Genomic DNA, 12248 nt, shown 5'->3' on the forward strand with positions numbered 1-12248 from the left:
ACCGTGACGGCCGGTGGTCCCGCTCGCGGATCCGTGCCCGTGGCCGGGCTGTGCATGGGGTTGTGGTGGGTGTCGACCCGAGAGCGCCTCTCGGCGGTAGGCCGCTCGTGGCGGCGTGAGTTGGAGCCCGGGGCTTCAGCGGGCCGACACCCGTGTGGCGCGAACGCCACGCATCCAGGGTAACGCGGTGGGCCGGAGAGGACCACGGGTCGGCGGGTGGGATATGCCTCAGTGTTTCCCCGCCGAGGCGCCACGCGGCTCCCGGCACCGTGAACCGGTGCCCGACGCCGGTCGGGCACCGCCTGCCGCTCAGTCGAGGTGTCCGGCCCGCCACGCGCGGCCGGCGGCCACGAGGTCGTCGGCGAGGGCACCGAAGTTCGCGAGGTCGACGGATTCCTCGTGCTCGTCGACGGCACGGCCCCGCGCGGTGACGGTGACGAAGGCGGCCGCCCGCAGGAGGGCGACCCCGTAGTCCCCGGTGAAGGCCCCGGCGAGGATCTCGTCGGCCGCCCGGGCGACCTCCTCGGGACCCGGCGGGGTCTCCACGCCCGCGACCACCTCGGCGACGGACTGACCGTGCATCCCGGCGGCGTACCAGCGGGACGCGGCGGCGGGCTGCCGGCGAATCCACTCACGCAGCGCGTAGAGCCGCCAGAGACTGCCGGGGAGGGAGACGGCGGGGGCCGTCGACCACATCTGCGCGATCACCTCGATTCCGAGTTCGTCCGCGAGACCGACGAACCGCCGGACCGCGGCCTCGTCCCGGACCTCCGGGTCGTCACCCACCCGGCGGATGAGGAGGGCCGCGGTGGCATGCGCGAGTTCGGCCTGCGTCGAGGGATCCGAGCGCGGGTCCGAGGTGTCGAGGGAGGCGACGGGGACGGGCTTGTGGAAGCGCTTGTTCATCGCGCCCATGGTAGACCCGGGAGTCCGGGGCCCGCTGCGGAACCTGTGCGGAAACCCCGCGCGAAATCACCGGTGGGGTTCGTAGACTGGCCGGGAACAGCGTTCCTGTTCCGTACTGCGTTCCGTACGGCGCCTCTCAAGCACAGCGCCCGACGACAGGAGTCTCACGTGGACAAGAAGAAGACCGTCATGAAGGGCCTGGGGATGGCCGGGAAGTTCGCGTTCCAGGACGACGGGACGCTCCACCCGCGCGCGCACGGTGCCGTCGAGCGGCTGCTCTCGGTCCAGCGTCCCGTCGTCATCGCGTACCTCCGGTCCCTCCGTCGCCGCCACCCGGACGCGACTCCGGCCGAGATCGCCCACATCGTGTCGCAGCACTACCTCGTCGCGACGACCGGTGGCGGTGCTGCAGTCGGTGCGGCCGCGGTCGTTCCCGGCATCGGCACGGGTGTGGCCGTCGCGGTCGCCGCGGCGGAGACCGCCGGATTCCTCGAGGGCAGCGCGCTCTACGCCCAGGCACTGTCGGAGTTGCACGGTCTGCCGGTGCGTGACCCGGAGCGGGCGAACGCCCTCGTCATGGGCCTCATGCTGGGGTCCTCGGGCGCGGACCTCGTCAAGCAGTTCGCCGGGCAGGCACAGGGCGGACAGGCGGTCAACGCGAACTGGGGCTCCCTCGTCGCCAAACAGATCCCGAACCAGGTGCTCGACACCGTCGTCAAACGCATGCGGAAGATGATGGTGAGGAAGTTCGCGGCGAAGGGCGCCGGATCGTTCGTCGGGCGTGTGCTCCCGTTCGGCGTGGGCGCGATCGTGGGCGGCGTCGTCAACCATCAGATGGCGAAGTCGGTCGTCACACACGCGGACACGGCGTTCGGCCCCATCCCCACGTACTTCGAGAAGGACCTGGACCCGAAGACGAGCACCCCGAAGAAGGACGCCGACCTCATGGCGGGCCTGCGGAACTTCATCGAACTCGCGAAGAAGCGCGGCGGCGGGATCACCGACGTGATCCCGGGGGAGGTCCTCAAGCGCACCGGCCGCAAGGGCCGGAAGTCCGCGGACGACGACGCGCCCGGGGCGCTGGGAGACCGGGGCGCCTCGGGCGCCCGGGACGCCGCCGACCGGGCCGAGGACGCACCGGACGACGACGCGCCGCGCACCTACCGGCCCGACGTGCGGCTCTGAACAGCGCCGGGCTTTGGGAACTCCCGTGGCAGCGGTCTACACTTGGCTCGGTGCTTTTCGCGCCGTTCCGCCGCCTCCGAGGTGTCAACCTCCGAGCTGTGGCCGGAACGCCGCCGAGCGCCCGGGCCTCTAGCTCAGCTGGCAGAGCAGCGGACTTTTAATCCGCGGGTCGTGGGTTCGATCCCCACGGGGCCCACCATGAAGGAACCCCCGCTCTCCCTTGAAATCACAGGGAAGGCGGGGGTTCGTTCGTTCAGCAGAATCACCCAGTGGCCGCATATTGGCCGCATACGAAACTCAACCGGCCTGCAACCCCAGTGCGCGCACTGCAGCATCAAGTCCCGTTGCAACCGAATCGAGGTCGTCGGGAAACAGGTGCCCATACCTGTCCAGGGTGAGCGAGGCGGACGAGTGCCCGAGCATCCGTTGCAGGGCCTTGATGTTCACGCCGGCACTGATCGCCAACGACGCCGCAGTGTGACGGAGGTCGTGCCGAGTGAGACCTTCGGGGAACGAATCGTCTCCGCTCCGCGCTTCCTCGCAGGCTTTGACCCACCATGAGCGTTCGTTCTTCGGCCTGCGGAGGTAGTCTCCGGCGGGTCCGGGAAAGACAAGCGCGTCCGGCAGTTTGTCTTTCATCGCTTCGGCCAGCACCGGGCGTAGGAACGCAGGGAATGGCACGCTACGGCGTTCGTGATTCTTCGGTGTGCCCTCGACGATGCGAGAACCAACTTCGACCGCGTTCCGTTCGATGCGCAGGCGGTTCTTCACGAGGTTCACGTCGCGGACTCGTAGTGCTGTCGCTTCCCCCCACCGCAGCCCGCAGTACCCGAGGGTCAGGATCAGGGCTCTCCGGTCCTCTGCCGCGTTCGCCAGGGCGTGCAGTTGCTCGTGCGTGAGGAACGTTTGCCGGCCTTCGCCTCGAGTCGGGAGGTTCTTGATGCCCTCGGCAGGGTTGTTCGGAATGATCCGGTCGTCGACAGCGTCCGCGAGGATCGAACGAAGGATCCCGAGGTTCCGGGTGACGGTCGTATAGGAACGCCCCTCCGACATTTCTGCAACCCATGCGGACACTGCCGTCTTACGCACTCCGGAGGCCCGTACGCTCCCCCACCGGGGTTTCACGTAGTTCTCCCACCCCGACACGTAACCGCGTTTCGTAGAGGCCTTCAGGTGAGTCTGACGCGCGATCCATGCATCACCGAGAGCCTCGACGGTGACGTTCCCTGCAGTCGGGCGAGTGTAGGTGCCATCCGACAGTGCAACGGCGATCCTCGACGCGAACTCCTCGGCGTCGCGCTTCCGGACGAATCCGCGCTTCTGCCGTTCTCGCCGTTCATCGTCGTACCAGCGGACGCGGTATCGCGTGCCGGCATCCGTTGCGTACTTAGTGATCGTCGCCATCGGCGTTCCTCACCCCGAGTGCTTCGACGTCCGCCCGCAGCTCTTCAGTGAGACGCCGGGTGATATGCCCCTTGGCCTGCGCTGAGGCATCCGGGGCGGATTGCTTTTCGACTTCGACGGAGAGCGTGTTCCCCCACCGGCGCAGCGCAGCCCCTGCGACGGCACGAACGTTGACGCCTAGACGTTTGGCGGCCCGCTTGTCGGCTAGCCCGATGCTTGCCTCGGCTATGCGGAACTGCTCTGCCGTGACGTTTGGACCGTACTCGCGGAAGGTATCAAGCATTTCGCCAATGACGCCTTCGGCTTCCTCCACTCCTCCGCGATAGTCGCCTGCCCCGAGCGGGCGAAGAGTTTCTCCGGTAAGCGTTTCGACGACGAAACGATTCCTGACGTCGAGTTCTCCGATCCTCACGAAGTCGTCGGGATCGTCCGTGGAGATCAGTCCAGCAACTGTCCACGATGCTGTTTCGTCCAGCGAGGTGAGCACCCAGGCTGCAGTGCACAGGTTCGGGACAGTGGGCGCCATGTTGCCGGACTCGAGGTTCTTGACTCTCGATGCAGTCCACCGAGCCCCGTGGAGCCGCGCTTCTTTGGCTACCTGGTCGAGTGTTGCGCCGATTTCGTGGCGGGCATGCATGAAGTTCTGGCCGAAGACGGTGGCGAGCTCCAGCGGTGACTCATTCGTTGGCATGCCATGAGGATATTCGCTTTCATGACACTTGACAATCAGCCCGAGTGTGCTGCATCCTCTTTCATGTAACACCAAATCATGAACCTTGAAAGCGAGGGAGCAATGGAACCGAACTCCGGAATTTGGACCGAAGACGAGTACAGGGCCCGACACGGCAAGACGAAGAACGCAGTCCGGCAGGAGCGCTACATGGGCACTGGACCAAAGTTCTTCCACTCGGGTCGGAGAGTCTTCTACCGCGTGCAGGACGTTCTCGACTGGGAAGAAAGCCGGCTGCAGGAACGCACCGGCGAGAAAGCGTCCGCCTGACATGGGCCGGCCGATTCTGCGGGACGCCCCGGACCGCACACCATCCACTGCGGCGACCGACGCGCTGCTTCACGAGATTCGCGCTCGAGCAGCAACTCTCGGGCTCGCTCTCACCACCCGCTGCAAGCACTGCGGGGCCGCCCTTACCGAAACCACATCACTGAAGTCCCATGCAGGCCCCGTCTGCCGGAAACGGCAGCAAGAAGCCCCCGGTGCTCATCCCGCCAAGAACGACACCGAGGGCCAATCGACCACCACCTCAACCTTTACGAAGGAGAAGCGATGACCGCTGAGAAGTCTGCCATCAAGACTACCCCCGACACCATGACCCCGGCCGACGAGATCGACGCCCTCAACGAGGAGATGGACGAACTCGACCGCGCCGACGCCCTCGCCGGCACCCGCGGCACGCCCGCCCGAGACCGTCGTCGGGTCGAGATCTACGCCCGGCTTCACGAGCTCAACAACGTGGAGCAGTCGAGCGCGGACTCACGTCACGAGGACTCTCAGGAGGACCGGGGTCATCCTGAGGAAGTCGGAAATCACCCTCTGCAACACCTGCAGTCTGTCACCGATGCCGAGGTACACCCGGACTCCGAAACCGGGATCCTCCGCAAGCGCATCGACACCTTGCAGGCACTCCGCGACTCGACGACGGATGCCGAGCAGCGCGACGTGCTCTCCGGGCTCCTCCGCGACACGTATACCGAGTACGAAGACGCCCTGCACACCGCGTTCGCGTTCACGTGCCCCGAGTGGTGCACCGGTAACGACATCGTGAAGAACGGCGCGGTAACGCACCGCAGCGCACCTCGGAAATCCGACTGGGTATCCGGGAAGCTCACCACCTACATGTTCGAGAACCGACCGCTCGACGCCGGCGAACCCTCCGAACGCTTCCTGTGCGTGCACATCCCGAACCATGACCCGTCCAAGGACGCGATCACTGTCGGGGTGTACCTCGAGGACGTTCCCGGGCTCATGCGTCAGATCACCGAGGACGCAGAGCAGTTCATGAAGGAGGTCACCCGATGATCCGACTCGTCGACAACGCACCCGCAGAGACCGCCCAGCCCCGGTTCCAGGCGATCACCGTGTGCACGAACACCTCCTCCTGCTATTCGTGCGAGATCGAATCCCGCGGCGAGTATCCCGAGATCGACACCCACGACGACATTCCCGGCATCTGGGACCGGAAGGCGGATATCCCCGTCACCCTCCCTCCCGGCGTGATCACGTGGGCCAACCAGGACGCTCTGGTCGCCGCCCTCGAGGCCTACATGAAGGCAGCGGAGGCGATGACCCGATGAACGGACTCACACTGCTCGCGTTCGTCCTCATCGCAACCACAGCGCTCCTCGCGTTCCTTTTCGAGCACCAGGAGGACCCCCGGTGAACACGTGGACGTTGCAAGAAATCCTCGCCCTCCGCAGGGACGCCTACCGGTTCGGGCAGCTCGACGGTTTCAAAGCGGGATACGCACGCGGTTTCGACGCCGGCACCGCTCACGCGGCCGCTTCCGATGAACAGTTCGCCGAGCACGTCGCCGCAGCCCTCGCCGTACGCCTGCACCTCGACGAACGAGTGCGGGACGTCATCGGCAGCACTCTGCATTGGCAGCAGACGAAGAATCACCTGCACGAAGTCAAGGAGGCGGCATGACGGAAATCGACACCGGCGCGCCCGCGAACACTGAAAGCAAGTCGACCGCGGCCGCACTTGTCGACATGGCTCTCGAGCGGTATCAGTTCGGCGTCACCGATACCGGCGACCCCTACGCGCTCCCCCTTCCCGGCGGGCACGTTGTTCGGATGCTCCGAGGCGGGCGGTCGTCACTCCGAGCCGAACTCGCCAAGGCGTACAGGGCTCAGCACGGCAAGATTGCGTCTCAGTCCGCACTTGCTGACGCAATGCTCGCTCTCGAAGGAGAAGCCCAGGAGGCGCCGCCGAGGCCCGTACATCTGCGCGTGGCCGAACACGCCGGTGACGTGTGGATCGACCTCGGCACGGTAAACGAGGAAGCCGTCAGGATCAGCCCTCACGGGTGGGAGATCGTCGACAGGAACGTGCCTGTCCTGTTCCGCAGGACCGCACTTACCGGAGAACTGCCCACACCCAAGCGGGGCGGGAACCTCAACGAGCTGTGGTCGATCCTCAACGTCGCAGAGAACGACCGACCGCTCGTGCTCGCATGGCTCGTCTCAGCCCTCGGAGACCCGACTATTCCGCACCCCGTCCTCGCACTCCTCGGAGAACAGGGCACCGGAAAGTCCTCCGCTTCGAGAACGGTCGTGAACCTCGTCGACCCCTCCCCCGTGCCACTGCGTAAAGCCCCGAAGGACGCTGAGGGGTGGGTAACCGCAGCAGCATCGTCCTGGGTCGTCGGACTCGACAATCTCTCCGATGTGAAGGACTGGCTTTCCGATTCCTTGTGCCGAGCAGCGACAGGAGACGGCGACGTGCGCCGACAGCTCTACACCGATGGTGGAGTTGCTGTGTTCTCGTTCCGACGCGCCATCGTGCTCAACGGAATCGACATGGGGGCCATGCGCGGAGACCTCGCCGAACGAACGATCCTCGTCGACCTCGACGTCATCGCCGAGGACGAACGCCGGACCGAACGAGAACTCTCAGGCGCATGGGCGGAAGCATGGCCCGGCATACTCGGATCGCTTCTCGATGAGGTGTCGGCCGTGCTCCGAGAACGACCGAGCACACACTTGTCGTCGTCCCCGCGCATGGCCGACTTCGCTCTCATCGTCGCAACGTTGGACCGCATCCACGGGACGAAGGCACTCGAGCGGTATGCGGAGCAGGCGCGTTCCATGGCCGCCGATGCTTTGGCCGGCGATCCGTTCCTCACCTCCCTTGCCGAGTACGGGCAGGCCTGGCATGGGCAGAGCGCCTCGGAGCTGCACAAGGAAATCGCAGCTCCCGACGACCATGGGCGCGTTCGCGTAGGAATGCCGAGGACACCGACCGGTGTCACCACCTTGCTCAAGCGCACCGCTCCTTCACTACGCAGCCAGGGATGGAGTATCGAGCACGAGAAGGACCGTCGGGGAACGATCCGGTGGACCATCACCCCGCCGAGGTCGGACAGAGAAGGTCGGAATCAAGCGCCAGCAACACCGGCAACACATGCAGTCAACGCCGGTGATGCTGGTGTTGCTGGGGGCAATTCCTCACCTTCTCAGGCTGATGCCGGTACTGCAGGTGTTGCAGGGGACGTTTCCCTACCTTCTCAGGATGACCCATTCGACCGGGCGCGATCATTCGATCTCTACGACGTGCACCCGACTCACGACGACATTGTGGCAACGAGCCCGTTCTCAGGAGGAGCGGCATGACTCCCTCCACGAATGACCTCGCCATGATCACTCAAATCCTGCAATCGCAAAGCCGGCGCATCACGCAAACAGCACGAACAACAGACCGGATGAGCTCAGACCTCGCCGCGTTCCGAGAAGAACTCCGACTCATCCGACGTGCGCTCGAATCCCTCAAGGAGAACAATCCTCATGACTAACACCGATCAACTCGAGAACAAGCTTCTCGCCCTAGCCGAATGCATCGAAGCACTCACCGAGAACGTCAAACTCCTCGTGAATACCAACGTCGTTAACCTCGAAAAGCAGAAGCGCACGACGCTCGTCATCAACGACGGTTTGAACAATCACGCCGACATTCTCAATTCGCTCGTCAACGCGAATCACAACACCGAATCACGGCTCGCAATGCTCGAGAACATGCTCCTCACCACACCGCACCCGGAGGCCCCGAATGACTGAATACGACATGACGAACCCTGAGCACCTCGCCGCGATCCTGCATCGGTTCGATCAGCGCATCACGGCTACTACCGACGTCGTGCACTCCACCGCGACGAAAGCTCTCGAAATCTCCACCGTGCTCGAAGCTCAGGCCGAGGAGATCACCAAGCACTCAGAACTCCTCGCCGAAGCGCTCAACCGCCTGCGGGAACTCGAATCGAAGGGAACCGACGATGACCAGTGAGACCACCGCCGACACCGAGACCACGACACCCCCGGAGTCGGACGAACCCAACGTGAAGCGGGCGACCGAGCAGGCCGCGAAGTACCGGATCCGCGCGAAGAACGCCGAGGCTTCCCTCTCGGTCGCCCGTGACGCACTCCTGCGGAACGTGCTCGGCGCCGGGGTCCGCACGAAGCACGGGACACTCAAACCCGCCGACGTCGACGACTTCTTCGCCCTCACCGGCACCACCGCCGAGGACTACTTCACGGAAGCCGGCACGCTCAACGAGGAACACCTCACCGAGACAATGCTGAACCTCCGAGAAACGAAACCTCACCTATTCCCGCCCGCGGACGTTCTCACGGTCCCCCGGCAGGGTTTGGGCAACAAGGAGTGGACACCGAAACGCACCTTCTCCTCAGCGTTCAAACCACAACGCCACTAACCCACGCAAATACCCCTTAGGGTATAATCGAAGTGCGTTTCCCGGCAGGGCCGGAAAAGCGTTATGGAGCGTGTGCAGGGCACCCGCATCTCAGACAACACATCTGAGGCGCGGGTGCCCTTGTGGTTTCCCCGCCGAGAACAGGAGAACCCACCATGGCAATCAACACCCCCAACGCAGCCGCAGCATGGCGACCCGACGAATACGCCTTCGCTCCCGCCGACGCCGTCCCCGAGGCGCTCATCAATCAGCTCTCCACCGTCGCAGGCACCGTCGAAGGCGACGCCCCGGTCGTACGTGTCGCATACGTCGACGACGCATCCGCCACCTCGGTCCCCGAGGGCGCAGTGATCGAAGAGAGCGACCCGACCCTCGCCGAACTCCTCATCCCGACACGGAAGATCGCGCTGCTCACGCAGCTCTCCAACGAGATGTTCTCGCAGGACCGCACCCCGGACATGATCTCCACCTCGGTCGCGCGAGCCATCGTCCGCAAGTCCAACGAGGACTTCCTCACCGCCCCCGCCCCCACAGCAGGAGAATCCGGACCCACCGGAATCCTCAACACTGCCGGCATCACCACCGGGACGGCCGTGACCGACAATCTCGACCCGATCACCGACCTCCTCGCAGCACTCGAGGAACTCGACGGCATTCCCACTGCTATCGTCCTCGGCCCCGACTCGTGGGCATACCTGTCGAAGATCAAGGCCGGCACAGGTTCGGCGCAGCCGCTCCTCGGATCCGGAGTCGAAGCCGGTGAACGACGACTGTTCGGACTGCCGGTCGTCGTCACGAACGCAATGACCCCGAACACCGGACTCATCGTCGATACGACCGCAGTGCTCTCCTCCGTCGGACAGGTCAAGGTGGCATCCAGCGACCACGCCGCGTTCACGTCCGACTCGGTTGTCCTGCGGTCCACCTGGCGTACCGGTTGGGGAGTCGTGCACCCCGAACGCCTCGGCACCTTCACTGTCGGCACCGCAGCCTGATGGATACTGTCTCGACAGTGACTGTAGGCCCCCGGCAGCAGGCACCAGAACCACCGGCCGGGACCGTATGGGTACTGCAGGGAACGACCAAGGGCGGGATGACGACGCTCTTCTCGACTCCCACGGACGGGAACCCTGACCCGAAACCACCAGCCGGCTACTCGTGGAAGATCAAGAAACGACACGGAGTGCGGATCTACATTCCATGCCCGGTGCCTTTCAAACACGCGCTGTAGGCCACAGAAACACCCGAACGGCACAGGAGGACACCACGCGCCTCCTGTGCCGTTCTGCACCCCCAGGGGACCTTTCCCGCACCCCTACCCCCTCCGCTCATCCACCGGGCGCTGAGATATCTATCTCCGGCTTTTTCCACAGGGCTGTGGATAACTCGGTTGTAGGAGCCTTGGGTGCCCCTCGTGGACCTGTTCGTGCTCCAGGACATCCTCGGGCACTCGTCCCCCGCGACGACGAAACGCTACGTCCTCATCCCGCGCACGGCGGCGCGAGCGGCCATCGACAGGCTCACGGACGCCGCCTGACGCCCGCTGCCCTGAGCCCCGACACCGATGATGGCGTCGGGGCATTTTTGTTGCCAATCCATCACCTTACGAGTTTCGTAACGTGTTGTCGGAATCCGAAATTTGACAGGCGTGCTACGCGCCTTTTGTTTGTAGGTTTCGCACATCGAACGTGCGTTCGATTCCCGGGAGTCGGGCGAGCTGCTGCCGGTCGCGGCCTCACGGACCCGACCGACTTCTCGGCACGGCCTCGGGTCAGTGCTTGGGCGCCTCGGCGTTCGGGCGGACGCCGGCTGCCGGTACGTCTTCCCGTCCAGGCCGGTGACCGTGCGGACCGGGATCGGTGCGGGCTCGTCATGGATCTCACCGGTCCGGGCGTCCACAAACTCCGGGACCGCGTCCGGGGCAGGTGCGGCACTTTGCCGCACCTGTTCCATCCCCCGACTGGCCCGCGGTCTTTTCCTGGGATCGCCGGAGGGTTTTTCCCGGGTCCGGGAGAAAGTCCGTGTCAGCTTGAGGCTGCTGGTCTTCGTGGTCAAGTTGACCGTGCGGCCGTCATGCTCTTCGTGACGGACCTCTTGCACCTGGTCACGACACCGCGGACCTCTTGCATGTCTGTCTCCGGCGGCCGCCCAGTGGCCGCATATTGGCCGCATCGACAGTGATTCCCCGTTATACGAAATGACTCACTGAGCCTTGTTTCCGGGGAATGCTCGCACTGCCTGCATCTCCGCGCCGGTTCGATCCCCACGGGGCCCACCCCGCGCACAAGGCTCGAACCCTTGCCAACAGAATCGTTGGCTGGGGTTCGGGCCTTGTCGGCGTTCTGAGCCCAGTTGAGGGCGTTGGCGTTGACCTCGGGTTAATGCTCAAAATGTGTGTACAGCCCGGGTGTGTCACGGGTTAATGCTCAAAATGTGTGTACAGCCCGGGTGTGTCACCGGGTTCGGCCTCCCCATCCCTGCTGGATGCCGTTGCCGTCCTCCCAGCTGAATCCAGAGTCGTACTCGACCGGTCCCATCGGCTCGTCGCCGCCTGCCTGACGTCTTCGTCGTGGTGGCGTCCAGTGCTCGGGACGCGCAAGTGCCCACGGGTCGGTGGGATCGGCTGTCTGGTGCCACAGGAACCAGTCGACCGCCCGTACTGCGTGTTCCTCGGTGAGCCCGCGATGGTTCCGCAGCAGGTTCTTGACACCGGCATTCACGCCTCCTTCGAGAGCGTTCGTCGTCGACGCCACCGGTGCCTCCGGGCTGCCGTGCTCGATCCAGGTGAACATGTGCCCGGCTCGGAGGACCTTCGCCAACAGTCCGTGAGCACGTCGAGACCGTAGATGCGTGTACCACCAGGAGGCTTTCGGCGAGGCCGTGGACGGGCGGACGGCACCCGGGGAGGTCGCGTGGGTGCGTTGCTTCAGGAAGCTCGCCCATTTCGCTTCCCACGCGGTGAACTGGCCGGTCCACGCGGCGGCTTCGTCCATGGTCATGACTTTCATGAGGGCTTTCGTCAGTGCCAGGAGCTCCCTGTTCGCCGGCAGGACGGGACGGCGGGTCAGGTGCTTGTGGATGCCTTGCCGGATGTGGAACCAGCAGCGTTGGACCTTCGTGTCGGGCCAGTGCTTCTTGATCACGGACAGGCAGGGGCCGTTGCCGTCGACGACGGCGATGTCCGGGGCCGGGATTCGCTCGATCAACGCGGTCCACGAGGTAGTGGACTCCCGGTCGCACCACTGCCAGTCGACGACGTGTCAAGTCCCGGGTTTCGTAGACAGTGAACGTGCGTTCAGGATTTGAAGG

General features: G+C 64.9%; 15 protein-coding genes and 1 tRNA gene. 12 read left to right on the forward strand and 4 right to left on the reverse strand.

The window, feature by feature from the left end; translation table 11 throughout:
• Positions 1–309: 309 nt before the first annotated feature.
• A complete protein-coding gene (locus tag ABD172_RS14700) occupies positions 310–906 on the reverse strand; it encodes a hypothetical protein (RefSeq protein WP_344310885.1) in 597 nt (198 codons plus the stop codon).
• A gap of 168 nt (positions 907–1074) precedes the next feature.
• On the opposite strand from ABD172_RS14700, the gene ABD172_RS14705 reads away from it, so the two are divergent.
• Positions 1075–2091 (forward strand): hypothetical protein, encoded by a 1017-nt coding sequence (locus ABD172_RS14705; protein ID WP_344310887.1) that lies wholly within the window; start codon positions 1075–1077, stop codon positions 2089–2091.
• Between the two features lie 123 nt (positions 2092–2214).
• A tRNA-Lys gene (locus ABD172_RS14710) sits at positions 2215–2290 on the forward strand.
• Between the two features lie 98 nt (positions 2291–2388).
• Here the strand turns inward: ABD172_RS14710 and ABD172_RS14715 are convergent.
• Positions 2389–3495: a tyrosine-type recombinase/integrase gene (locus ABD172_RS14715; protein ID WP_344310888.1), complete on the reverse strand. Its 1107-nt coding sequence runs from the start codon at positions 3493–3495 to the stop codon at positions 2389–2391.
• Positions 3479–4186, reverse strand: coding sequence for a hypothetical protein (locus ABD172_RS14720; protein ID WP_344310889.1), 708 nt, complete (start codon positions 4184–4186; stop codon positions 3479–3481). Before ABD172_RS14720 ends, ABD172_RS14715 begins: the two co-directional genes overlap by 17 nt.
• A gap of 78 nt (positions 4187–4264) precedes the next feature.
• Between ABD172_RS14720 and ABD172_RS14725 the strand changes: the two genes are divergently transcribed.
• The 10 genes from ABD172_RS14725 (at position 4265) to ABD172_RS14770 (ending at position 10476) form a co-directional block, all read left to right on the forward strand.
• On the forward strand, positions 4265–4495 hold the full coding sequence (locus tag ABD172_RS14725; RefSeq protein WP_344310891.1) for a hypothetical protein: 231 nt from the start codon (positions 4265–4267) through the stop codon (positions 4493–4495).
• A gap of 282 nt (positions 4496–4777) precedes the next feature.
• Positions 4778–5530, forward strand: coding sequence for a hypothetical protein (locus ABD172_RS14730; protein ID WP_344310893.1), 753 nt, complete (start codon positions 4778–4780; stop codon positions 5528–5530).
• Positions 5527–5805, forward strand: coding sequence for a hypothetical protein (locus ABD172_RS14735; RefSeq protein WP_344310895.1), 279 nt, complete (start codon positions 5527–5529; stop codon positions 5803–5805). Before ABD172_RS14730 ends, ABD172_RS14735 begins: the two co-directional genes overlap by 4 nt.
• An 82-nt stretch (positions 5806–5887) precedes the next feature.
• On the forward strand, positions 5888–6157 hold the full coding sequence (locus tag ABD172_RS14740; RefSeq protein WP_344310897.1) for a FliH/SctL family protein: 270 nt from the start codon (positions 5888–5890) through the stop codon (positions 6155–6157).
• A complete protein-coding gene (locus tag ABD172_RS14745) occupies positions 6154–7845 on the forward strand; it encodes a hypothetical protein (protein ID WP_344310899.1) in 1692 nt (563 codons plus the stop codon). The genes ABD172_RS14740 and ABD172_RS14745 overlap by 4 nt, the downstream gene beginning before the upstream one ends.
• A gap of 171 nt (positions 7846–8016) precedes the next feature.
• On the forward strand, positions 8017–8286 hold the full coding sequence (locus tag ABD172_RS14750; RefSeq protein WP_344310900.1) for a hypothetical protein: 270 nt from the start codon (positions 8017–8019) through the stop codon (positions 8284–8286).
• A complete protein-coding gene (locus tag ABD172_RS14755; protein WP_344310902.1) occupies positions 8279–8512 on the forward strand; it encodes a hypothetical protein in 234 nt (77 codons plus the stop codon). Before ABD172_RS14750 ends, ABD172_RS14755 begins: the two co-directional genes overlap by 8 nt.
• Positions 8502–8939: a hypothetical protein gene (locus ABD172_RS14760; RefSeq protein WP_344310904.1), complete on the forward strand. Its 438-nt coding sequence runs from the start codon at positions 8502–8504 to the stop codon at positions 8937–8939. Before ABD172_RS14755 ends, ABD172_RS14760 begins: the two co-directional genes overlap by 11 nt.
• 155 nt (positions 8940–9094) lie before the next feature.
• Entirely contained in the window at positions 9095–9934 is an 840-nt protein-coding gene (locus ABD172_RS14765; RefSeq protein WP_344310905.1) for a phage major capsid protein, read from the forward strand.
• 410 nt (positions 9935–10344) lie between these two features.
• Complete coding sequence (locus tag ABD172_RS14770) at positions 10345–10476, forward strand: hypothetical protein (protein ID WP_344310907.1); 132 nt, start codon at positions 10345–10347, stop codon at positions 10474–10476.
• 916 nt (positions 10477–11392) lie between these two features.
• Here the strand turns inward: ABD172_RS14770 and ABD172_RS14775 are convergent.
• Positions 11393–12145 carry a hypothetical protein gene (locus ABD172_RS14775; protein WP_344310908.1) on the reverse strand — a complete coding sequence of 251 codons (753 nt, stop codon included), beginning with the start codon at positions 12143–12145 and terminating at the stop codon, positions 11393–11395.
• Between the last annotated feature and the right edge of the window lie 103 nt (positions 12146–12248).

It is taken from the genome of Brevibacterium samyangense, assembly GCF_039529845.1.
GTDB classification, from domain to species: domain Bacteria; phylum Actinomycetota; class Actinomycetes; order Actinomycetales; family Brevibacteriaceae; genus Brevibacterium; species Brevibacterium samyangense.

Coding starts and splice junctions, on each gene's coding strand:
- ABD172_RS14700 (WP_344310885.1), bottom strand. CDS start 906: ATGAACAAGCGCTTCCACAAGCCCGTCCCCGTCGCCTCCCTCGACACC.
- ABD172_RS14715 (WP_344310888.1), bottom strand. CDS start 3,495: ATGGCGACGATCACTAAGTACGCAACGGATGCCGGCACGCGATACCGC.
- ABD172_RS14720 (WP_344310889.1), bottom strand. CDS start 4,186: ATGCCAACGAATGAGTCACCGCTGGAGCTCGCCACCGTCTTCGGCCAG.
- ABD172_RS14725 (WP_344310891.1), top strand. CDS start 4,265: ATGAACCTTGAAAGCGAGGGAGCAATGGAACCGAACTCCGGAATTTGG.
- ABD172_RS14730 (WP_344310893.1), top strand. CDS start 4,778: ATGACCGCTGAGAAGTCTGCCATCAAGACTACCCCCGACACCATGACC.
- ABD172_RS14735 (WP_344310895.1), top strand. CDS start 5,527: ATGATCCGACTCGTCGACAACGCACCCGCAGAGACCGCCCAGCCCCGG.
- ABD172_RS14745 (WP_344310899.1), top strand. CDS start 6,154: ATGACGGAAATCGACACCGGCGCGCCCGCGAACACTGAAAGCAAGTCG.
- ABD172_RS14750 (WP_344310900.1), top strand. CDS start 8,017: ATGACTAACACCGATCAACTCGAGAACAAGCTTCTCGCCCTAGCCGAA.
- ABD172_RS14755 (WP_344310902.1), top strand. CDS start 8,279: ATGACTGAATACGACATGACGAACCCTGAGCACCTCGCCGCGATCCTG.
- ABD172_RS14760 (WP_344310904.1), top strand. CDS start 8,502: ATGACCAGTGAGACCACCGCCGACACCGAGACCACGACACCCCCGGAG.
- ABD172_RS14765 (WP_344310905.1), top strand. CDS start 9,095: ATGGCAATCAACACCCCCAACGCAGCCGCAGCATGGCGACCCGACGAA.